At 38.3% G+C, this 21198-nt stretch carries 22 protein-coding genes; 4 read left to right on the top strand and 18 right to left on the bottom strand.

Going from position 1 to position 21198, the window contains the following annotated elements:
* The first annotated feature begins 61 nt into the window (after positions 1–61).
* Positions 62–898, top strand: a complete 837-nt coding sequence (locus tag ACM5BR_RS01175) for a hypothetical protein (protein ID WP_416825362.1) — start codon at positions 62–64, stop codon at positions 896–898.
* A 131-nt stretch (positions 899–1029) separates the two neighbouring features.
* Positions 1030–1293 carry a hypothetical protein gene (locus tag ACM5BR_RS01170; RefSeq protein ID WP_416825361.1) on the top strand — a complete coding sequence of 88 codons (264 nt, stop codon included), beginning with the start codon at positions 1030–1032 and terminating at the stop codon, positions 1291–1293.
* Positions 1294–1360: 67 nt separating this feature from the next.
* On the opposite strand, the gene ACM5BR_RS01165 is transcribed toward ACM5BR_RS01170, so the two are convergent.
* The 5 genes from ACM5BR_RS01165 to ACM5BR_RS01145 all read right to left on the bottom strand — a co-directional run bounded on the left by ACM5BR_RS01165 (position 1361) and on the right by ACM5BR_RS01145 (position 8109).
* Entirely contained in the window at positions 1361–1639 is a 279-nt protein-coding gene (locus ACM5BR_RS01165) for a hypothetical protein (protein WP_416825360.1), read from the bottom strand.
* A gap of 77 nt (positions 1640–1716) precedes the next feature.
* Positions 1717–2133: an RDD family protein gene (locus ACM5BR_RS01160; RefSeq protein ID WP_416825359.1), complete on the bottom strand. Its 417-nt coding sequence runs from the start codon at positions 2131–2133 to the stop codon at positions 1717–1719.
* A gap of 153 nt (positions 2134–2286) precedes the next feature.
* On the bottom strand, positions 2287–5691 hold the full coding sequence (locus ACM5BR_RS01155) for a right-handed parallel beta-helix repeat-containing protein (RefSeq protein ID WP_416825358.1): 3405 nt from the start codon (positions 5689–5691) through the stop codon (positions 2287–2289).
* A 380-nt stretch (positions 5692–6071) separates the two neighbouring features.
* Positions 6072–6953, bottom strand: coding sequence for a glycine-rich domain-containing protein (locus ACM5BR_RS01150; protein WP_416825357.1), 882 nt, complete (start codon positions 6951–6953; stop codon positions 6072–6074).
* 157 nt (positions 6954–7110) lie between these two features.
* Positions 7111–8109, bottom strand: a complete 999-nt coding sequence (locus tag ACM5BR_RS01145; RefSeq protein WP_416825356.1) for an RNA-guided endonuclease InsQ/TnpB family protein — start codon at positions 8107–8109, stop codon at positions 7111–7113.
* A gap of 200 nt (positions 8110–8309) precedes the next feature.
* On the opposite strand from ACM5BR_RS01145, the gene ACM5BR_RS01140 reads away from it, so the two are divergent.
* Positions 8310–9566, top strand: coding sequence for an MDR family MFS transporter (locus tag ACM5BR_RS01140; protein WP_416825355.1), 1257 nt, complete (start codon positions 8310–8312; stop codon positions 9564–9566).
* A 22-nt stretch (positions 9567–9588) separates the two neighbouring features.
* On the opposite strand, the gene ACM5BR_RS01135 is transcribed toward ACM5BR_RS01140, so the two are convergent.
* Positions 9589–10554, bottom strand: coding sequence for an NAD(P)H-dependent flavin oxidoreductase (locus ACM5BR_RS01135; RefSeq protein WP_416825354.1), 966 nt, complete (start codon positions 10552–10554; stop codon positions 9589–9591).
* 73 nt (positions 10555–10627) lie between these two features.
* Here ACM5BR_RS01135 and ACM5BR_RS01130 point away from each other — a divergent pair, with 73 nt between their 5' ends.
* Entirely contained in the window at positions 10628–11143 is a 516-nt protein-coding gene (locus tag ACM5BR_RS01130) for a gamma carbonic anhydrase family protein (RefSeq protein ID WP_416825353.1), read from the top strand.
* 21 nt (positions 11144–11164) lie between these two features.
* Here ACM5BR_RS01130 and paaX read toward each other — a convergent pair whose 3' ends face one another.
* From paaX to paaA, 12 genes are all read right to left on the bottom strand, one after another.
* A complete protein-coding gene (paaX, locus tag ACM5BR_RS01125) occupies positions 11165–11983 on the bottom strand; it encodes a phenylacetic acid degradation operon negative regulatory protein PaaX (protein ID WP_416825352.1) in 819 nt (272 codons plus the stop codon).
* A 93-nt stretch (positions 11984–12076) separates the two neighbouring features.
* Positions 12077–12853, bottom strand: coding sequence for an enoyl-CoA hydratase-related protein (locus ACM5BR_RS01120; protein ID WP_416825351.1), 777 nt, complete (start codon positions 12851–12853; stop codon positions 12077–12079).
* Positions 12854–12911: 58 nt separating this feature from the next.
* Positions 12912–14117: an acetyl-CoA C-acyltransferase gene (locus ACM5BR_RS01115; RefSeq protein ID WP_416825350.1), complete on the bottom strand. Its 1206-nt coding sequence runs from the start codon at positions 14115–14117 to the stop codon at positions 12912–12914.
* Positions 14114–14989 (bottom strand): 3-hydroxyacyl-CoA dehydrogenase, encoded by an 876-nt coding sequence (locus ACM5BR_RS01110; RefSeq protein WP_416825349.1) that lies wholly within the window; start codon positions 14987–14989, stop codon positions 14114–14116. The genes ACM5BR_RS01115 and ACM5BR_RS01110 overlap by 4 nt, the downstream gene beginning before the upstream one ends.
* 108 nt (positions 14990–15097) lie before the next feature.
* Positions 15098–16615 (bottom strand): aldehyde dehydrogenase family protein, encoded by a 1518-nt coding sequence (locus ACM5BR_RS01105; protein WP_416825348.1) that lies wholly within the window; start codon positions 16613–16615, stop codon positions 15098–15100.
* Positions 16616–16628: 13 nt separating this feature from the next.
* Positions 16629–17402 carry an enoyl-CoA hydratase/isomerase family protein gene (locus ACM5BR_RS01100; protein WP_416825347.1) on the bottom strand — a complete coding sequence of 258 codons (774 nt, stop codon included), beginning with the start codon at positions 17400–17402 and terminating at the stop codon, positions 16629–16631.
* Positions 17403–17409: 7 nt separating this feature from the next.
* Entirely contained in the window at positions 17410–18186 is a 777-nt protein-coding gene (locus tag ACM5BR_RS01095; RefSeq protein WP_416825346.1) for an enoyl-CoA hydratase-related protein, read from the bottom strand.
* Positions 18183–18488 (bottom strand): EthD family reductase, encoded by a 306-nt coding sequence (locus ACM5BR_RS01090; protein ID WP_416825345.1) that lies wholly within the window; start codon positions 18486–18488, stop codon positions 18183–18185. The genes ACM5BR_RS01095 and ACM5BR_RS01090 overlap by 4 nt, the downstream gene beginning before the upstream one ends.
* A complete protein-coding gene (paaD, locus tag ACM5BR_RS01085; RefSeq protein ID WP_416825344.1) occupies positions 18485–18991 on the bottom strand; it encodes a 1,2-phenylacetyl-CoA epoxidase subunit PaaD in 507 nt (168 codons plus the stop codon). The genes ACM5BR_RS01090 and paaD overlap by 4 nt, the downstream gene beginning before the upstream one ends.
* Positions 18992–19015: 24 nt before the next feature.
* Entirely contained in the window at positions 19016–19828 is an 813-nt protein-coding gene (gene paaC, locus ACM5BR_RS01080; protein WP_416825343.1) for a 1,2-phenylacetyl-CoA epoxidase subunit PaaC, read from the bottom strand.
* Positions 19825–20178, bottom strand: coding sequence for a 1,2-phenylacetyl-CoA epoxidase subunit PaaB (gene paaB / locus ACM5BR_RS01075; protein ID WP_416825342.1), 354 nt, complete (start codon positions 20176–20178; stop codon positions 19825–19827). Before paaB ends, paaC begins: the two co-directional genes overlap by 4 nt.
* Positions 20179–20194: 16 nt before the next feature.
* Positions 20195–21151: a 1,2-phenylacetyl-CoA epoxidase subunit PaaA gene (gene paaA, locus ACM5BR_RS01070; RefSeq protein ID WP_416825341.1), complete on the bottom strand. Its 957-nt coding sequence runs from the start codon at positions 21149–21151 to the stop codon at positions 20195–20197.
* Positions 21152–21198: the final 47 nt, after the last annotated feature.

Genomic DNA, 21198 nt, shown 5'->3' with positions numbered 1-21198 from the left:
TTTGAATATTTGCATCCTTTTCTTCCCTATTATTTCATGGTACTATATTGTAAATTCTGTGATGGAGATGATTATTCTGCTAAGTGTGTTGATACATCTCGTTTTAACGAGTATCTTTCAGCTTTGTTTGTTTGTCGGAATGATATTAGTAGTTGGCTTTGTACTCGGTTATTTACAGGATTTATCTCGTTCTTACTGGTCTGCTGCATTTGGACGAACTGGATTTTTACTTACGGCATGGATTGGCACACCGATTCATGAGCTTGGACATGCCATTATGTGTATTGTGTTCGGACATAGAATTGTCAGGATACAATGGTTTCCGACCCGTACTGAAAATGGACAGCTTGGCTATGTAAGCCACACATACAATCCTAAAAGCAGTTATCAAAAAATAGGAAATTTTTTCATTGGAGTTGCACCTGTGTTTAGCGGAATTGCTGCCCTTGTCGTTCTCATGTATTACTTCGTTCCACAGTCTTACCAATTATTCATGAAGGATGTAGCAGCAATTAAAATAGCAGGACCCGCAAATGAGATAGGAGTACACTTTTTCTCATCTATGTTGGCACTTTGGAAAAGTCTATTTTCCGGAAGCAATTTCAGCCATCCTTCCTTTTTGTTATTTTTATTTTTGGCGATATGTATTTCCACTCACATTGCCCTAAGTCATTCTGATATTAATGGTGCATTAAACGGTGTCGTTACCATTTTCATCTTGCTACTTATTCTGAACATAGCTACTAGCTTTCTTCATATTTCATTATCCGGTCTCACACAAATGCTCGGTACATTTCAAGTCTATTTCCTAGTTTTCGCAAGTGTAGCACTCATTTTTTCTTGTATGAGTGTACTGATTAGCTTTCTGTTTTACACAATAAAAACAATCATGCCATGAAAAAAAGCATTCTTAACAGAAAGCTTTTTTTCATGGCTATGTTTTTACATACATACATTTTATTGGAACTTATGATATAAATGGTATAGTTCACACTTATATTTTAATAGGAATAACTTGGGGGTGATAGGATGAAAAATCAAAAGGTATTGTTAGTATCAGTAATTGTTATTAGTGTCATTGCTTTTTGTTTAGCGATCTTATCTTTTTTTAATTATGTAAATATCGATATTATGAGGATATTTGTGGGACTTGCATTATTATTTAGTGGTATAAGTCAAATGAATGTGGCACGGCAACTAAATAGTAAACGTAATAAAATTGCTGGGATCATTTCTATTATTATAGGTATTACCACTATTATTCTTTCTATTACTAAAATGATAACAAGGTAATGTATTTTTTACATATGAATGAAGGGAAGTAAAAGTACTTCCCTTATCAACACTATTAGCCTTTTCATTAGAATAGGATTGACATTCCGTATATCAAACCATACCAAATGATAGGGAACAAACTCCAAAGGAAGGAATTTCGTAACATTGCTTTTGCATAGGATCTCCAAGCCATCCATGCACTTACGAAAACGAATATTGGATAGCTTCCGATAAGTATCCATAAAGGGATAGCTAGTTCGGCAACGGCCAGAATAAATCCTAAAATCCAAAAAACAAGTGAAAATGCCAGTAGTACCTCGCTAGTAATTAACCAGATCAAAATGAGTCTTTTCTTCGTTGACATTTCTAGCCCCACCAATTCTCCACCCTTCTACATCTTTATAAGGTCTACACTTTAAACTGAAGTTATACCTTACTATTCTAGTTCCGCATCGTCACATACGTTCCTGCTACATAATCATGAATTCCTCGCTTTTCTTTACTAAAGGCAATTAAACATATACTTATCAAAATTGTAATACCAAACGTAATAACACCAAGTAGCCAGAAACCGACGAGTTCTCGAAGCAGCATCGTTACGTAATCGATTCTTTTTCCATTTCGCTTTACAATCATAATATGCGTCGTATACTTTCCTATTGTTCTACCATTCCACAAAATAGGAAGAATCGCAAAATAAAGAACAAATACGAGCTGAATTCTCCAATCACCAGACGCTTTTTGCAGGATAGGAAAACCAGTAATTAGGCTTATGATAAATGCTACGATACTTATTATACTCATGTCAATTACAGCAGCAAATGCACGTGCGACTAGCGATGCAGGATGATGGATCATTGTACTCCCCCTCTTTCTATAAGACTACGGACAACTATTCCTACTATACGCACGGAATAAGCCCAGTAGAATCTTACCTAAAAAAAGTTCGTTACAAGCCTGACTCATAAATTGAAAAAGGACGTCCTTTCCTGTAGGACACCCTTTCTCACATTACGCCTGTCTCGTTTGTTTACTTCGTCGTATTCGTTTTGCCTTTTGATTAGAGCGTTGCATTTTCATTTTACTGTTCCAATATTGGGGTTTGAATAAGGCTAATCCAGATTCGACTAGTTTGTTATCTGTAAATTCCATTTCTTTCGCTGTATCTACCCAAAAGGCTGATATACCATTTTCCTGGCATTCATTTCCTTTCACCACACCATTGACGGAATCGGAAATACGAATTCCATAGCGCTTGTTCTGAAGGATGTTATTTTCCTCAATTTCTACATTCGCCTTATCCTTTAAGTATACGCCATTTGCGTTGCTATCTATTTCATTTTGTACCATGATAAGACGAGACGAACCTTCGCATAATATCCCTGCAAATCCGTGATTTGCCATCGTATTGTTGACGATCCAAACCTCCGCGTTCATGCTGATTATAATACCATTTTCTGCATTATCATCAAATTGATTGTTTTCAATTTTCCCAGTTGCTGCACCACCTATATAAATACCGTTTTTCTGATTATGCAGAAAGGTATTTTCCATACAGGTAGGAATATTTGCCCGGTCTATAAGCGTTAATCCATTTTTTTCATTGGACTCAAGTTTGTTTTTCAAAAGTTCAAGCTCGCTATCTTCTCGCATGGTAATTCCGCTCTCATTTTCAATCATTGTATTGCCTGTAAGTTTAGAAGCCGCAAATTTATCAAGGATTACACAAGCTTTATTCTTACGATACGTATTTTCTGAGATTATAGGCTTAGCCTTATCCGTCATAAATATGGCACATACCTTCGATCCCTCTAATTTGTTCTTTTCAATTGTTGCCTTAGATGCATCGCGGCAAATGATACTGTATTGAGCAGAATTTGAGAAATGATTATTTGTTATACATCCCATTGATTCTTCTTTGCAATGAATGGAAGTATACTCACTTCCTTCAAAGAAGTTTCCCATCACTGTTGCCTGTGTTGATGCGAGTAAGGATATTGCTGTCCCATGATTCATAAACGCCGAGGTTGAAATGTGAAATTTTCTACTTGATGCAATTGTGACCTGACCACCATTAAAGAGACAATCATGAATACTACCTTCCGTTGCACCTTTCACGTCCATCACTACTTGTGCCGGCGAATTTGCATAGATACTGCAATTTTCTGCGATAAACGAATAGCCATCAATAGCAAAAGCGACATCTTCTGAATGGTCGATTTCGATCGTAATATCTTCAAAGAAGAACGAATCATGAGTATTGGAATTGGCAAGCGGACGTTTTACAATCAGTTTCGTCTTTTCCTTCCCTTTCCCAACGAAGGCTGCTGATTTATAGAACGTTTCTGCTGTTAAAATAAATTCACCTTCATCTAAGAAAAACGTCGTTCCTGAAGTTGCATGATCTAACCGAGTTGTAAGATTTTCACCATTGGCAACATTCATTCGTTCCGTTGCTGTTATAAGCTTAGAGCGATTGTCAATACGATGCTGCAATTCAGTAATAAGAGACATTTCATCTTGCATTTCACCAAGCTCTGCATCGATTTGCTTCAGCTCTTCTTTCAGCTGCATTATCACTTGCTCAATGGCCTGCAAAGAATGATCGATTTCATTTCTTGCACTTAGGCACACTCGTTTCGGATAATTCTCATATTTCTCTAGCATATACTCTTCGAAATACATTTCCGAAAATTGTTCTATTTTTCCATTTAAATCTTGCTCAGCAAAATGTACTGCCTCTTCTATACTATATTTATAGTTTGTTACATATTTGGTTTTATGAAAAACGAGAAGAACCTTATCCTTATAAGGCGTTTTATACGATTCAATGTTGATTTTATTATCATACATTTTCATATTCCGAACGATAGCTCGTTTCCCCATTATTTCCATTTGATGCGGGTCTACTTGCTTTGGATCTGAAAGAAAGTCTATTGTTTTTGGATAATGCAGCCCATATTCATAAATAGCTTGATTCAACCGTGCTAATTCCTTACGTGCTACATCATAGATAAGCCCAAAGTAGCTCTTAGAGGAGTCTTGTAAGCCTAAGTTATAAAAGGCACTTACCTTTTCCGGAATATCCTCTATTTCTTTCTTCATCCAAAGCGCTAGCAATTTACGTGCCTCATCTAAAGCCTCTTCTTTCCCTTCAAAGCCTTCGTTCACTGTATGGTACACATAAGCAGGCATTTGAAACGAAAAGGGGCGCATCGTCTCATCCTTTTTAAGGAGTGAAGCAGCCTGCGATGTTTGTTCCTTTAAACGCTCAGCAATGGTATGGTGTTCTGCCATTAACGAGGTAAGCTGATTCATATGTTCTTCTATTTCTTGCTTCACCAGCTGCTTTTGCTGTGCATACCAAGAAAGCTTTTGTACGTTTTTTCCAAAGTCTTTGCTCATTTGTCCAACGTACCGCATAACCCCTTTTTGCATTGCATATCTTGCAGCCTCTCTTAGATGGATAAAGGCAGGAGCTAGAATATCTTCCTCAATCATTGGTATACCGCTTTTCTTAAGAAGCGATTGAAATAGTTCACTTTCATCAGTTGCTTGTTGAAGTTCTTGTTCAGGTATGTATGATGCGAGTTCTTGCCAATAAAATTCAGAATGCTGCATCCCTTTTTGAATCATTCGGGTAAAGAGAGCCGTTTTCGCACTAGCGGGAATCAATTTCGGATTGTGCACACCGTATGATTGGAGCAGCTGCCATATGTCTTGTACAGATGCTTCCTCATCAAAATGTGAAGTGGCGCGATAATCCATCTTATTTACGATAAAAATAGCGTCCTCTAACAAATCGGGACGAATATCGGCTAATGCACGTAAGGTAGTCTCATCTTGCGGATTACTTACGTCAAACACATACAATAATAAATCCGTTTGCTGCACGACCTCTTCGAATGCTGCCAACGTATGATCATCACTTGTTTCTAGGTCTACACTCGGTGTATCCATCACAATAAAATCAATTAGTTCATGGGGGTCATGCTCTCTGAGTGCATGAAATTTATGACGAACTACATATTGCAGTGCACCCTCTGTCGCAGCTTCCTCTTTCACATCCTGATGAAAAGCATAGGTTAACGGTTGTCCCTTGATGACTCTTTCTCCATCTTTGGATTGCACGAGTACCTGATCATCATGATCAGAAAAGATAATTTTTGTAACAAAACTAGAACGCAACGTTTCCCCATTTGGAATAAAATCTTCCCCTAGCAGGGCATTAATAAACGATGATTTTCCAACTTTCGCTGCCCCCACTACGGAAATAACAAATTGTGGATGAAGCATTTTATCTTGAAGCCGTTGTGAATGTAAAAGATGATAATTGGCAAGAGACGGAATAGAATTAGAATACTTTTCGATTTCCCTCTTTACACTTCGCAAGTGAGATTGAAATAATTCAAACACGTAAATGCCCTCCTCAAAACCGTTATTGCCTTCCTATGTATACAAGCGATATCCTGTTATGACTCTATAGAACCTTAACAGAGAAGCTAACTCCTCTGATTTCTCATATACGAACTAGTATTATTGTATAATACCATTAAAAAAATGAATATATGTTCTATATGTTTTTGCGAAAAAAATATAGAAATATTTGAAAAATATTCATGATTACGCTTTATTATACTGCTATTTATTGTTTAACGTACGAAAATTAAAAAACATTAATAAAAACTGTTAGTTTTTTCTAAATGTTATTCTCTGATTTTGATAACAATTCTATCAGGTGAATCCTTTCTCCACAAAAAAATCGCCGTTCCATTGAACAGAGCGATTTAATCGTCTTAGTCCCCTCCTCCTCCGCAGCTGGAGCAGCTCGAATGATCGGCAGAGGAATGAGAATCACTAGATGAGCATGATGAGCAGGAGGAGTCGTAAGAGGTATGATGAGAGTTAAAATGATCATAATTCGTAAAGGATTCATATAAAAAAAGAAGCATAATGGGATCTACGCCAGCCTCTATGTTCGATTGTTTTTTCATTACATCCGCCTTGCTAGCATTGTGTAATTGCAATGCTTGCTGTTTCATGACTTGTATTAAGTGTCCGACTGCTTCTTGAGAAAACGGATAAGAAGTAAAATAACGCTTCTTCAGCTCTTCATCCGAATCTAGCTGAAATTCTATAATAATATCTGGATGAACCGGATAGCGATAAAACTTTCCATACAGCTTTTCACTTTCTTTATAGATGGGAAACAAGATTCCGTATACCCAGTCAAAAAAGCCGCGTGAATCTGGATTTCTCCTCTTTGTTATATTGGGCTCATGATGGAGAAACTGTTCATAATAAGTAGAAGTAAAGTCTTCATATTTATGTGTAAACATAATCATTTCATGCCATACATCATCCACTTCCTCGCTAAACATGGGTACCTTCTTTAAAAGACTGCACATAATAAAATAGCGCTTGAGCTCTAAATAACGCCAATCCCATTCATTCGGTAGCAGCAACGTTTGCTCTGCAACCCGCTCACGTACGCTTTCCATGTAGTCCGGATCGAGAGATTCTTCTAATTTATCCGAAAGTTCTTCCACTTCTTCGATTAAATGAAGTTCAAACTTACTGGGTGGTGTTTGAAATAAATATTTTCGGCGCGTTTTTCGCATGCTGTAAAATGCTGCAACACCTGCGGCAATAACAATAATCCAAATCACAATATTCATCCGATTCTCTGCTACTAAAAATATAAACAAATGTATATTCTTAGAGTTTTCCTGCTTCTGTGTGTCCTGCCTCGCCAATTGCTCACTACTACAGTTTGATATGACACTCCACAGGCGTAAATTCCGATGTAGCCCACCGTACATATACACCGACTATTTAGGTTAGAACGGTATATTCTTTTGCTTGTAAAAGATTAATAGAAGCATTTACATCTCTATCTATCACATTTCCACATTCACATTTATACACTCGGTCAGATAGTTTTAAATCTACTTTCTTTTGACCACAACATGAGCATACTTTTGATGATGGATAGAATCTGTCCACTTGGCGTAGTTCTATTCCGTACTCCCTACATTTAGCCAATAACCATGTTTTAAATGTGTAAAAACATTGTTGTGCAGTTGCTTTAGATAAATGCTTATTCTTCATCATGCCTTTTACATTCAAGTCTTCTATTGTAATATATATTGGTTTGCTTTTCACCAATTGGTTCACAACAGACTTTACATACTCTAACCGAATATTCGTTAACCTGGCATGTAGCTTTTGTACGCTAAGAATATTTTTGTTTATATTTGCTCTTTTAGTAACAGGTTGTTCACCTCTCTTTTTTAGATTTTCATATTTTCGTGACAATGAGCGTTGTTCACGTTTTAGTTTCTTTTCTAATTTTCTCACATCTATTGTCTTGTTGATGTTTTTATGAACTTTGCCATCACTACAAACAGCAAACTCTTTTATACCTAAATCAATTCCTAAGCCAATATTATTTACCCTAACCGCATGTTTCATTATGTCTACTTCACAAAGAACAGATACAAAATACTTTCCTGCTCGTTGGGAAACAGTTCCACTTTTTACAGTTGCATCTTTAGGTATATAGCCATACTCTTTTATTCTCACCCAACCAATTGTGGGGATTTTTACTTTGTGTCTTTCTACTGTCCAATCTGTTTTGTTGTTTTTAGGAAAATAACATTTGACATCTTGATTCTTCTTTTTCTTGTATCTAGGAGTGTTAAAATCTGTATAGTATCTTCTTCCTTTTAGGTTTCGGAAAGCTGTTAATACACCTTCGTTATCCCATCTTTGTAGTGTTTTGACAGACACATGAATTATTTCTGCAAATTCTTTTGGTTTATACTGTTTCATAATTACATTTCATCACTTGCCACATTTGTCTATATTTTTGATTGTTGTTTCAAACCTCCTTTGATTTCCAACTTACCTAACTAGTACATTATATTCTAGCAGCTTCATATCCTTCCATTTTCAAAACGAATATTTGCAGAAAATTCAAATTTACTATAAATTGGTATATATATTTTTGTTTTTAAGTAGGAGGGACGGTATTGAAATTTAGAGACTTTCACCCCAGCATTAAAATTCGGATTCTTCAAATTTTTACGATTCGCTTTGTTAGCGGTATGATTTTCCCTTTCATGGCCATTTATTTAGCACATTATATGGGAGTGAAGGTAACAGGTATTTTACTTTTTCTAAATATCATAATTGGTATCATTGCTGGCTTTTACGGCGGACATTATGCTGACAGACGAGGAAGAAAGCAAATCATGGTATTTGCAGAAATAATGATGCTGCTCGCCTTTATTATTATGGCATTTGCCAATAGTCCATGGTACCATTCAGCCTGGTTAACTTTTGCGATGATGACAATCAATAGTATTTGCTGGGGACTATCTGCACCAGCAGGTGACGCCATGCTTATTGATGTAAGTACACCTGAGCAACGGAAGCTTATGTACAGCATAACCTATTGGTCTTCGAATCTATCTGTTGCCATAGGGGGCATTTTAGGAGCGCTTTTATTTAATACTCATTTATTCGAGCTATTAATCGCCTTAGTCATAGTTTCCCTTTTTTCTGTCTTATTAATTGTCTTTTACATTTCAGAAAGCTATGTTCCTTCTAAGGAAAAAATGCAGGAACGGTTTTCGTTTTCGCACATCTTCCAAAGCTATAAAAACGTGTGGTCAGATCGCTTATTTATTCTATTCGTACTCGCAGGCAGCCTAGAATGGTCAATGGAGCAGCAGTTGACAAACTATATTGGCATCCATATGAGTCAAACGATTCATGATGAATCATTTTTATTTTGGAAGATCAACGGTATTGAAATGCTCGGGATCCTGCGTACGGAAAACACCCTGCTTGTTGTCATGACCAGTTTCATTGCAGTTAAATTGATTCAGCGCTTTCGCGATCGTACCGTAATGCTTACAGGTGTCTTTCTATATATAGGAGGTTATGCAATCCTTTCCTTCTCCCAAAATCTATGGAGTATGGTAATCATTATGTTCATTTTAACAGTAGGAGAAGTCTCGCGCGTACCGATTGAGCAATCATTCCGAGCGAGTCTGCCGCCAAAGCATGCAAGAAGCTCCTACCTTGCATTTAGCAGTATGCAATTTCAATTTGCATCCATTATCGCCTCATTGACAGTAACCTTAAGTGCCTTTGTTTCATCCTCCGTCGTTGCTATCTTCATTACAGCAATCGGCCTTACTAGCTGGCTTATTCTTTATCGTATTATGCCAGAGCTGGAGAAGAGAAAAAGGGTAAGAGAATCGGAGGAAATGGCAGGGTAAGAGAGGGTAGCCCCTCTCTTATTTATTTTTCAATGGGAAAGAATAAATCATGTTTCACACGATTATGTTGTTCTTGTGCTTCTGTTATCATTCCTTCAATCAGTTCGGAAACACTCGGTATCGATTGAATAAGTCCGGCTACCTGCCCGCTATTCACAAATCCTTCTTCTAAGTTTCCTTTCACGGCCCCTAGCACATGCTTATCCTCTGAAGTTAGTTCGATATATTCTTCAAGACTCATTCCTGATCGCTCTATTTGAAGTAGCTTCGTTGTATAGGGTGCATGTAACACTCGTCTTACCTTTTTCAGAGATCGTCCAATAATGACTGTTTCCGTTTCAGAAGCATGCAACAGTCTTTGTTTATATTCGTCATGAAAGGGAGCTTCCTTCGTTGCAATAAATCGTGTTCCCATTTGGACACCATCTGCTCCTAAGGAAAAGGCAGCTAATAATCCCCTTCCGTCACCAACACCTCCCGCTGCTATGATTGGAATATTCACATGATCAGCAATTTGCGGAATAAGCGTAAAGGTAGTCACTTCATCGTTCGAGTTAATACCGGCAGCTTCATATCCTTCAGCAATTACAATATCTACCTTGGCATCCTCTGCTTTCTTCGCATGCTTTACGGAAGCAACCACTGCCATTACTTTCATACCTTTTTTTTTAAATAGCGAAACATACGGAGCAGGGTTTCCAGCTGAAAGTGACACAACGGGTACGTTATGCTTTACGATAATATCAATAATTTCTTGTAAAAATGGAGTAACTGAAATCGCAATGTTTACCGCAAAGGGCTTATTCGTTCTTTGTCCTACGTCGATAATCATTGCTTCAATTTCTTCTGGTTTCATCGTTCCTGTACCTAATGTACCTAAGCCGCCAGCCTCTGAAACTGCTGCTGTTAGGATTGCATTGCTTACATTTCCCATACCACCTTGAATAATAGGATATTTAATTCCTAAAATTTCACAAATATTATTCATTTTCCCTCTCTCCTTTTTTGTAAAAATGATATAATATGTAAAATAATTACTTTAATAGAAAGGATGATTCTATTTGCTAATTCCATTTCATGATTTTAATCCAATTGTACATGAATCAGTCTTTATAGCTCCTGGTGCGTACATAATCGGGGATGTTCAAGTCGGAAAAAATTCAACCATCTGGTTCAATGCCGTTTTACGTGGTGATGAGGATTCTATTATTATTGGTGAAAGATGTAGTATTCAAGATAATACGACTATCCATTTATATGAAAATTCTCCTGTTGTCATTGAAGATGAAGTGACCGTAGGGCATAATGTCATTTTACATGGATGTACCATTAAGAAACGTTGCATTATTGGCATGGGCTCTACGATTCTAGATGGTGCTGTCATAGGAGAAGAATGCATTATTGGCGCAAATACTCTCATTCCTTCTGGAAAGAAAATTCCGCCTCGTTCTCTTGTAATAGGATCTCCCGGTGAAATTGTGCGCCCGATTGGGCCGAAAGATTTGGAACTGATTCAACTCTCGATTGATACATATGTCCAAAAGGGATACGATTACAATCTAGTTTTCAGTAAATAACAGATTCTATGAATCTGTTATTTACTTTTCAAATCTTTCCTCAAAAAAGCGGTTTGCAGGTTCAGCTAATCGTTTATAATATTGATCAAATACGACCGCTGCGTGGATACCACTCCAATTTTCAGGTAATAAATCGATTGGCAATCCCGGATCGATGAAAAGAAATTTACGATATTCATGTACTAAATTTTCTCGAACAACAAAGCATTCTGCGTCTGTCATCTGTCCTTTTTCCAGCTTATCTTGATCAATCATATAATTTCTACTGTATTGCGATATAAAGGATTCGTATTTATTTGTAATGTCCTCTAAATTCCAGCTTTTTTCTATTAATCTCTTATTCGTATCAGGACCTTTATATTCTGATATGAAAAAATCAACATAATCATGAATCTCATATTTGTCTATGAGAATATTTACTTCTTTTTCTAAATCATTTGGAGATATCCAGCACCCATTCGAAAAGCTGCCAAATCCACTCCACATGAGTTCTTTTCTAAATTCATCACGGATTTGCCTCTTTTCTTCAGGAATCGAGTATACTAACATTCTCCATTTCCCATCCCATTTCGTTGGGTTGAGTTTAAAGATTCTTTTTGCTGCTTCGTCAATCCGATTTACCCCTCGTTCAGTTAAAAAATAATAGCTCTTGTTCCCTTTTTTTTCTGACTGAACCCAGCCTTGCTTTAACATGCGTGATATACTTACACGCACCGCCTGCTCATTATGGCCAAACTCTTTTAAAATTTGGATTAGGCTTCCAATCCAAATCTTGTTATCATAATGGCGAATATAATCACCATAAATCGTAAAAATCATAGACTGCGTATTTACACTCATACATTCACACTCTCTTCTAGTCGCTCTTTTGCTAAATTCTGGTTCACCTCCGTAATTATTTCCATCTTATATAATAAATAAATCGGAATGCAACTACTTCCCAATAAAATTAGGCGTTCTGCGTTCTTCAAATGAGAGAAGTGCTTCCACACGGTCTTGTGTAGGAATCGTGATTTCATAAGCTTTCGCTTCAATCGCTAATCCGGTATGAAGATCAACACCTGCTCCATGGTTGATAGCATATTTTGCCTGCTGAATCGCAACTGGTGCATTTTTAAGGATCTCCTTTGCAAGCTTTTCACATGATGATAATAATTCCTCTTTTTTTACACATTGATTCAATAGCCCCATTTGATATGCATCTTGCGCAGTAATTTTTCTTCCTGTTAGAATAAGCTCCTTTGCCCTTGCTTCTCCAATTAAGCGAGGAAGTCTTTGGGTACCTCCGGCGCCAGGAATAATCGCCCATTTCACTTCCGTTAGTCCCATACTTGCCTCTTCCACAGCAATCCGAAAATCGCATGCTAGCATTAATTCAAATCCACCGCCATACGTATAGCCATTTATAGCTGCGATAGTAGGCTGAGGCAATTCTGCAATATCAGTAAATACGTCTCTAATCTTTTTCACGTTTCTTCGAACTTCGTTTTCATTTAAACTCTTTCTCTCTTTTAAATCTGCACCTGCACAAAATGCCGTTTCCCCTGCTCCAGTAAATATAACAATTCTTACATCTGGGCTGTGACGTAATCGGACTACAATTTCATGTAATTGTTGAAGTGTCTCATAGTTTAAACAGTTTAATACTTCTGGACGAGAAATGGTTACATAAGCGATATGTGAATGAACATCCCATGTTACAAGAGTCATTTCTAAGTTTCCCCCTTTTTATATGCCCCATATTTGGTTAGCCAAATATGGGGTGCTATCATCCTTCAATATTTTCAATAATTACGGATATACCTTGCCCAACTCCAACACACATGGTAGCAAGTCCATACCCGACTTGACGTTTTTTCATTTCATAAATAAGTGTCGTTAAAATCCTTGCTCCACTCGCACCAAGTGGATGACCGAAAGCAATTGCGCCCCCATTTACATTTACTATGTTCTCATCTAGCTCTAACTGGCGGATACATTCGATAGATTGAGAGGCAAATGCTTCGTTCAGCTCTACTAATCCAATATCTTGTATACCGAGTTGTGCACGCTGCAAAGCTTTTCTAGTTGAAAAGATTGGACCTAATCCCATAATGTCAGGCTCCAGTCCAGCAGTCGCACCTACGACATATTTCACAAGAGGTTTTAGTCCAAGCTCTTTCGCTTTATCAGCACTCATAAGCAATAGCACGGAGGCTCCATCATTTACACCTGAAGCATTTCCAGCTGTTACCGTACCATCTGGAAAAATCGGCTTTAGTTTTGCCAGCTTTTCTAGACTCGTATCAGGCCGAGGATGTTCATCTTTATCAATGATATATTCCTTCCCTTTCCGGTCCTTATACATAACTGGTACTATTTCGTCTTTAAATCGATTCGTTTCTATCGCTATTTTCGCTTTTTGCTGACTTTCATAAGCAAATCGATCTTGATCGATTCGAGAAACTGCAAACCGTTTTGCAACATTTTCTGCTGTTTCAGGCATCGAATCTGTTCCATACATCTTCTGTAATTTATCATTAATAAAGCGCCAGCCAATGGTTGTATCATGCAGTTCCATATTTCCACGAGGAAATTCTGCACTTGGTTTCGCCATTACAAATGGAGCACGTGTCATACTTTCTGTACCACCAGCTATATATATGTCTCCCTCTCCTACTGCGATCGCGCGAGCAGCATACATAACTGCATCTAGCCCTGACCCACATAGTCGGTTAATGGATGTTCCAGCTACTGATATAGGAAGTCCAGCTAGTAATGCTGACATTCTTGCTACATTTCGATTGTCTTCTCCAGCTTGATTTGCATTTCCAAGAATCACTTCTTCAATCTCTTCATGTAAAACATTCGGATTACGATCTAAAATAGCTTTAATAACCATTGCGCCTAAATCATCCGGTCGTACGTCTTTTAACGCTCCTTTATAACGCCCAATCGGTGTGCGGACAGCATCTACAATGACTACCTCTCTCATTTTTGTATAACCTCATTTGCTTTATTTGTGTAATCGTAAATCCCTTTTCCTGTCTTACGCCCTAATCTTCCAGCACTTACATACTTCTCTAATAGCGGGGCAGGACGATACTTCTCTCCTAGCTTTTCATGCAAATATTTTAAATTATTTAAGCGAACATCAAGACCTACTAAGTCAACTAATTCAAATGGACCCATCGGGAAATTCAAGCCAAGCTTTATCGCTTTATCAATTTCTTCCGGCGTCCCGAGTCCTTCTTGCAGCATGCAAAACGCTTCATTGCCAACGAGGGCACTAATTCTGCTTGTTACAAAACCAGGAAATTCATTGATCACGACCGTTTCTTTCCCTAACTGCTCAGCTACCTCTTTTACAACCGATACCGTTCGATCATCCGTTTCCAACCCTCGTATTATTTCTACAAGAGGCATTTTATGAACCGGATTAAAGAAGTGCATGGCAATTGTCTTTTCTGGGCGCTTCGTGTATGCGCCAATTTCAGTGGGGCTCATCGTAGAAGTGTTCGTTGCAAAATAGCAGTGTGCTGGTGTATATTCTTCTAACTCCTCAAAAACCTTCCTTTTTATTTCTGCGATTTCTGGAACGGCTTCAATGACAAGATCAGCATCCTTACAAGCCTCTTTTAAAATATTGGTATACTTCAATCTTTGTTTTGCTGCTTGAACTTGCAAGGTAGAAAGTTTTCCATATTCGATTCCTTTTTGAAAAATCTTTTCAATTTCGTTCTCTGCATGCTCTAAGGAGTTTACATTTACATCGACTAAAGATACGTCATACCCGCTGCACGCTGCCGTGTATGCAATACCTCGTCCCATGACACCTGCGCCAATCACAATCAAGCGTTGGATCATCTACAAAACTCCTTTCAAATTGGAATAATTTGAGCAGTAAACCCCCACTAGTAGTAATAAAAAACTAAAAGTATGGGGGTGTTCTGCCCTTACATAGCGCGATTTATATTACAAACCCATAGGATTTAAAGGACGGCTTCCGTAATAGGAAAGAATACTTTTCGTTTCTGTATATAAATCTAGCGTTTCAATACATAGCTCTCGGCCAAATCCTGATTGTTTGTATCCGCCAAATGGTGTTCCTGGAAAGGCAGAGAACGGACAATTTAGCATAACAATCCCTGCTTGTATTTGATTTGCAATACGAGTAGCCTTAGCACCATCTTTCGTCCAAACAGCAGATCCTAATCCATATATACTGTCGTTGGCGTAGCGAACAGCTTCTTTCTCATCCTTAAACTTCATAATGACGACAACTGGGCCAAATATTTCTTCCTGTACAACCTGCATATCATGAGTAACGTTTACGATAACGGTAGGCTCATACCAGAATCCATTCTCAAATCCCTCTACATGCGCTACCTTTCCTCCTACAAGAATATCTGCTCCATCCTTACGTGCGGATTGGACAAAGCTATCAATCACATCCACCTGATGCTGGTCAATAATGGCACCTACATGCGTTTCCTTATCAAATGGATTGCCGAGTTTCAATTTTTTCGTTTTTTCAACGAATTTACTTACAAATTCATCATAAATATTCTCATGAACATATAATCTGGAACGCGCTTCGCAGGATTGTCCTGTATTGTAGAAAATTCCAAACAATGATCCATCTACTGCTGCATCTATATCAGCATCCTCAAAGACAAGATTCGGAGATTTTCCTCCTAATTCTAATGTCACTCGTTTTAACGTTTGTGCTGCACGAGCCATTATCGTCTTACCGATTGAAGTGGATCCTGTAAATGCGATCTTATCAACTTTTTCATGTTCTACTAGATAATTTCCAACCTCTGAACCAGATCCCGGCACAATATTTACAACACCAGCAGGTACGCCCGCTTCCAAACAAATCTCTCCTAAAATAATTGCTGTAATCGGTGTTAACGTTGCCGGTTTTACAATAACCGAACAGCCAACCGCAATGGCAGGTGCAATTTTCCACGCAGCCATCATCAGTGGATAATTCCAAGGGATAATTTGTCCGCATACGCCTACCGGTTCTTTTTCCGTGTAATTATGGAATTGCCCTGGTACATTATTGACGGTTCCTCTATGCCCTACTATCGCGCTAGCATAAAATTCAAAATCCTCAATTGCTTGCATCACTTGCCCTTGGGCAGCACTTAAAGATTTTCCACTATTTAAAATTTCTAACTCTACTAGTTCATTGAATCTAGCGCGCATAATGGAAGCAATCTTATTCATAATTTGAGAACGACGATTAATTGGGTATTTCTTCCATTTTCCGTGATCAAAAGCATTTCGTGCAGCAACGATTGCCTGTTCTACGTCCGTTTGCGTTGCTTTTGCTACCTCAGCAATCACTTCTCCTGTAGCAGGGTTAAAGGTTTTAAATGTTTCTCCTGAACTGCTTTCCACTCTTTCACCATTAATAAGCAAATGATAGAATTCTCTTTTTAAAGGTAATGTTTCGAAACTTCTCTCCTGAATTGTTGCCATTGTTAATCTCCTCCTATTTCCCGGAAAATACCGGTTTTCTTTTTTCTAAAAAGGCCGATACACCTTCTTTAAAATCATTAGATAAACTAGCAATACTTTGACCCTCTGCTTCCTGTTCCATAAAGTCATGAAAAGGTAACTGATATCCAAGCTTCAATTGTCGCTTAATAAGGCCAATTGCTGTCGTTGGCATATTGGCTAAACGAAGAGCAAATTGTTCCACTTCTTTCTCCCAATCCTCTGACGGTACTATCTCTGTCACGATTCCTAATTCTGAAGCTTCCTTTGCGGATAGTTTTCCGCCTAATATAGAGAATTCCAGTGCCTTGGCGTATCCAATTATTTTAGGTAAAAAGTAAAGATTGCCAGCATCCGGTATCAATCCGATCTGAACAAAGGCATTTACGAATTTCGTATTTTCCGATGCTAGGCGAAAATCGCATGCTAATGCTAGACTAAGTCCTGCACCTGCTACTGCACCATTAATCGCAGCTACAATTGGTTTTTCACATTGTACGATTTGGTTTATCATAGGCGTATAACTACTTCGAATGACGTCACCAAGATCCGTATCCTCTTTTACTTCAGATAGATCTTGCCCCGAGCAGAAGGAACGACCTGCACCCGTTATGACAATGCAGCGAATATTGTCATCATGAGAAGCTGTTTTAACAGCTTCTTTCAATTCCATATTCATCTTCGCTATAAATGCATTCAATTTTTCAGGACGATTTAATACAATCCAAGCAACGTTATCTTTCACATCATACTGAATAGTTTCAAACATTTATCATCTATCTCCCTTCGAATTGCGGCTTTCGTTTCTCCTTGAAAGCCTGCATACCTTCCTTTTGATCCTGCGTAGAAAACAATAAATAGAAGTTTTTACGTTCATATTGCATTCCTTCATATAATGAATAGTCGACAGCCTTGTTCACCGAATCTTTGATTAGTCTTACTGACATAGCGGGCTGCTTAGCAATTTTTTGGGCAAACTTTATTGCCTCTTCATCTAATAATTCGGGTGCTACGATTCTATTTACAATTCCATAATGTAACGCATCTTCTACATGGATACGTTCTCCTGCCCACAGCCATTCTAAAGCTTTCGCACGGCCAACGAGCTTGGTCAATCGTTGTGTGCCGCCTGCTCCTGGCATAACGCCAAGTGTTACTTCTGGAAAGGAAAACTCTGTATTGGATGCTGCAAACAGTACATCACAGCATAGAGCCAATTCAAACCCTCCGCCAAGCACAAATCCTTTTACGGCGCCAATAATAGGTTTCTTTATTAACGCCAATCGATCCCATTCTGCAAATTGATTTAATAATTCCAATGTAGTTGAATCATCGTTCATCATTTCCTCAATATCAGCACCTGCAGAGAAAGATTTTCCTTTCCCTGTAATCAAAATGGCTTGAATCGAATCCTTTCGATCGAACATTTCCATTGCTTCCACAATCTCTCGAACCATTGTCCGATTTAAAGCGTTATATTGATTGGGACGATTCAATACAATCATCCCAATCCTATCTAACTCGGAAACGATGATAAATTCGTAAAGGCTCATTGTACTTCTTCACCAATCATTAACGTGACGAGCTTACCGGCAAACCCCATTAAGTCTTTTCCAGAAGCTTTTCCTTCTGCAGATCGCATACCTGCTTGCAAGGCCTCATGATTGTCATAATACATTTCACACTGTAAGTAATATTTCCCCTCTCCTCCCATCGGAGAACCTACTATTCTTGTTACTTCCATCTTACGAAGACCGGGAATTTTAGACGTAATCGGTCCATGTACATTGAAATAATGATCATCGAACGCTTCTTTATTTTCAGGATGTTCATATAATGCGATTAACTTAATCATTGTTTCACCTCATTGTTTAGATTTATAATCGGCTTCATAGCCTCAAAAGGATTTTTGCAATTCTTGCAATATAAAATGCTTCTGCAAGAAGTTGGACCGAACATATTCTCCATCCTTACATGTTTGGAGCCGCAGTACGGACATTCCACAACCCACCCACCATTTTCTTCTAATTTTTCGGGCGGCGGAGCAATTCCAAATACTTTAAGACCTGCTCTCCCTTTCTCCGTAACACGGTCCGATGTCCATGCTGGCGAAAAAGAGAATTCTACTTGAATCTCAGGATAATCAAGTGTACGTTGTAAGCTTTGCATTACATTGTTTTTAATAATGTCAAGAGCAGGACAACCAGAAAAGGTAGGAAGAAGTGTAATTACTATACCTGTGTCATGGATCTTTACATCCTCCACCATACCTAAATCTACAATGCTAACTGTATCAATCTCAGGATCTTTCACAGTATTTAAAATTTCCCAAACTTTCATAAGGGCTTGAGACATCATGTAAGTCACCTCCCTATATAACTGTTACCAGCATGCTTCAGGATTAGCGTTATATACTTCTGCTAAAATACGTATAGCATCCTCTAAATCTTGTGTATGAACTCCGTTACGTCCATTCCTGTTCAACTCTGCAAAATTCGTTGGAAATACGATTTGCACGAAATCGAAGATCGGTTTTACCTCTGCTATAAAGCGTTCCTTTAATATAGTCTCGCTTTCAATGAAACCGAACGCTTCGATATCCTCTTGATTTGGTCCTAACAAGAACATATCTCCGAAATTTGCCCATACCTTTTCGATTGCTTGTAGCATCCTTATTCTTGCTTCCTCAGTTGAGTTTAATAGTTGTGTAAACCATGTTTTCCAATGGATCAGATGATAATAAAGTTCCGTGTTGATTTTTATAGCTGCTTCGGATAGAGGAGGATAGGAACTCGTTTGTAAAGAGTTTATTTTTATCTTTTTCGCAGTTGTATAGAAGTAATTTCTTACTACAGTAAAAGCCCAATCGTAGTCGGGATCTTTCATATAATGGCCTGAGCCATTTGCTAGTTCAACTAGAATACTATTTTTTCTTTCACTTGCCGCGCGCCCATGAGCTAATGCATCCATTTCACCGACACCTAACTCTTCTAATAGACGATAATACAGAGATGCATGCCCCATCGTGTCTTGATTAATGGAAGAAAACGCTACATCCTCTTCAATATGGGGTGCAAGTCCAAGCCATTCTGAGCCTCGATATGCAAAGATAAAATCATCATCTGCGAGCTGAAACAATAGGTCAACGAGCGCTGCTTTGTAGACTGGATCTTGAATTTGCGTAGTATTTATCATTCTTCTCCCCTCCTAGCCCAAGAAAGTATTTCGTTTTCATCTAGCATGACCTGCTCGTAATGTCTCCACTTCTTTTTCAAATAGCCATAACCTTTCGTAGTCCGATAATCTTTGTTGTCTAAACGTTTTACCATATTTCGTTCTTCCGGTAATAATTTCCGAATGTCTTCACTTTTCACAACCCAAATATCAGCAACTGGCTCTCGCCGCATGAAATTCTCCTGCGCCAAGATGAGGGCCATCTCCTTATTTGGAGCTAGTAAGCTAAACTGATGTGTAAAGGAAGCATTCTGGGTACGCTTACTAAATACTTCAAACTCTTGATAGAATTCTTGTTCCACCTTATCCATCACGTCTACCTCCCTTCTAACTACTTCTTACACTTAATGCTTCTCGCACCCATGTATTCGTTTTGTAGGAAAGGGAGCGAAGTTGAAGTCGTTCCTTCGAGCACGGTCCGTTGTTCGTTAGAATCTTTTTAAATTCATTCCAGTCCGGCTGCTGATAAATCCACACTTGTTTGCTCTCATCAAAGCAAAGGGTGTCATCTGGAATTTTTAATCCTAGAGATAAAATACGAGGAATATATTTGGTTAAGAAATCCTGTCTTAGTTGTTCATTCGTTTTCGTTCGAATTTTATATTTGACTGTAATATCTTGCTTTGAAGTTCCAACTGTATCCTTACTTGGCGGGCCAAAAAACATTAGTAGCGCCTCCCACCAACGGTTTAAAGCATCTTGAACCATCGCCTTTTGTTCGTTCGTTCCTTCCGCTAATGCCATGATAATGGATTCTCCGTGCTGTGCATGAAACACTTCCTCAGCACAAATCCGCTGAAGAGCTCTTGAATAGGGGCCATACGATGCATGCAGCATATTCGTTTGCGTAATAATGGCAGCTCCATCTACTAACCAGCCAATAAGTCCTGCATCTGCCCAGGTTTGTGTTCGCATATGAAAGACGTTATGAAACTTCAAATCTCCATTAAACAAATCTTCCATTATATTTCCTCTTGTTTTTCCGTAGGGCTTTAGTAAATCCTCCGCTACACGAAGCAGCAATTGACCATGCCCCATCTCATCCTGTACTTTAGCCATAATGCCAAGCTTACGCCGAAGACTCGGAGCTTTTGGAACCCATTCCTTTTCCGGTAATGCCCCCATAATTTCACTGATGCCATGCATAGAAATAAGCTTGATTAGCGTTGTTCTATACTCTTCAGGCATCCAATCATCTACCTCGATTTTTTCCCCGGCATCAATCTTTCTTAAAAATTGCTCGTAGTTCTTGCTTTCCTCATTTGTCTCTACTTGAGTCGTCATTCTTTATCACCTCTTTATAACTATTATTTAACGGCTGACAGAAAATC

The sequence above is a fragment of the Ectobacillus polymachus genome (genome assembly GCF_048159605.1).
Classification (GTDB): Bacteria; Bacillota; Bacilli; order Bacillales; family Bacillaceae_G; genus Ectobacillus; species Ectobacillus polymachus.
The sequence above is the reverse complement of the archived record's forward strand: the minus strand, read 5'-3'. Positions and strand labels throughout refer to the sequence as shown.

Bases quoted from the DNA above. Each gene is read 5' to 3' on its own strand.
- ACM5BR_RS01175 (WP_416825362.1), top strand. From the start codon at position 62: ATGGAGATGATTATTCTGCTAAGTGTGTTGATACATCTCGTTTTAACG.
- ACM5BR_RS01170 (WP_416825361.1), top strand. From the start codon at position 1,030: ATGAAAAATCAAAAGGTATTGTTAGTATCAGTAATTGTTATTAGTGTC.
- ACM5BR_RS01165 (WP_416825360.1), bottom strand. From the start codon at position 1,639: ATGTCAACGAAGAAAAGACTCATTTTGATCTGGTTAATTACTAGCGAG.
- ACM5BR_RS01160 (WP_416825359.1), bottom strand. From the start codon at position 2,133: ATGATCCATCATCCTGCATCGCTAGTCGCACGTGCATTTGCTGCTGTA.
- ACM5BR_RS01150 (WP_416825357.1), bottom strand. From the start codon at position 6,953: ATGAATATTGTGATTTGGATTATTGTTATTGCCGCAGGTGTTGCAGCA.
- ACM5BR_RS01145 (WP_416825356.1), bottom strand. From the start codon at position 8,109: ATGAAACAGTATAAACCAAAAGAATTTGCAGAAATAATTCATGTGTCT.
- ACM5BR_RS01135 (WP_416825354.1), bottom strand. From the start codon at position 10,554: ATGAATAATATTTGTGAAATTTTAGGAATTAAATATCCTATTATTCAA.
- paaX (WP_416825352.1), bottom strand. From the start codon at position 11,983: ATGAGTGTAAATACGCAGTCTATGATTTTTACGATTTATGGTGATTAT.
- ACM5BR_RS01120 (WP_416825351.1), bottom strand. From the start codon at position 12,853: ATGACTCTTGTAACATGGGATGTTCATTCACATATCGCTTATGTAACC.
- ACM5BR_RS01115 (WP_416825350.1), bottom strand. From the start codon at position 14,117: ATGAGAGAGGTAGTCATTGTAGATGCTGTCCGCACACCGATTGGGCGT.
- ACM5BR_RS01110 (WP_416825349.1), bottom strand. From the start codon at position 14,989: ATGATCCAACGCTTGATTGTGATTGGCGCAGGTGTCATGGGACGAGGT.
- ACM5BR_RS01105 (WP_416825348.1), bottom strand. From the start codon at position 16,615: ATGGCAACAATTCAGGAGAGAAGTTTCGAAACATTACCTTTAAAAAGA.
- ACM5BR_RS01100 (WP_416825347.1), bottom strand. From the start codon at position 17,402: ATGTTTGAAACTATTCAGTATGATGTGAAAGATAACGTTGCTTGGATT.
- ACM5BR_RS01095 (WP_416825346.1), bottom strand. From the start codon at position 18,186: ATGAGCCTTTACGAATTTATCATCGTTTCCGAGTTAGATAGGATTGGG.
- ACM5BR_RS01090 (WP_416825345.1), bottom strand. From the start codon at position 18,488: ATGATTAAGTTAATCGCATTATATGAACATCCTGAAAATAAAGAAGCG.
- paaD (WP_416825344.1), bottom strand. From the start codon at position 18,991: ATGATGTCTCAAGCCCTTATGAAAGTTTGGGAAATTTTAAATACTGTG.
- paaC (WP_416825343.1), bottom strand. From the start codon at position 19,828: ATGATAAATACTACGCAAATTCAAGATCCAGTCTACAAAGCAGCGCTC.
- paaB (WP_416825342.1), bottom strand. From the start codon at position 20,178: ATGGATAAGGTGGAACAAGAATTCTATCAAGAGTTTGAAGTATTTAGT.
- paaA (WP_416825341.1), bottom strand. From the start codon at position 21,151: ATGACGACTCAAGTAGAGACAAATGAGGAAAGCAAGAACTACGAGCAA.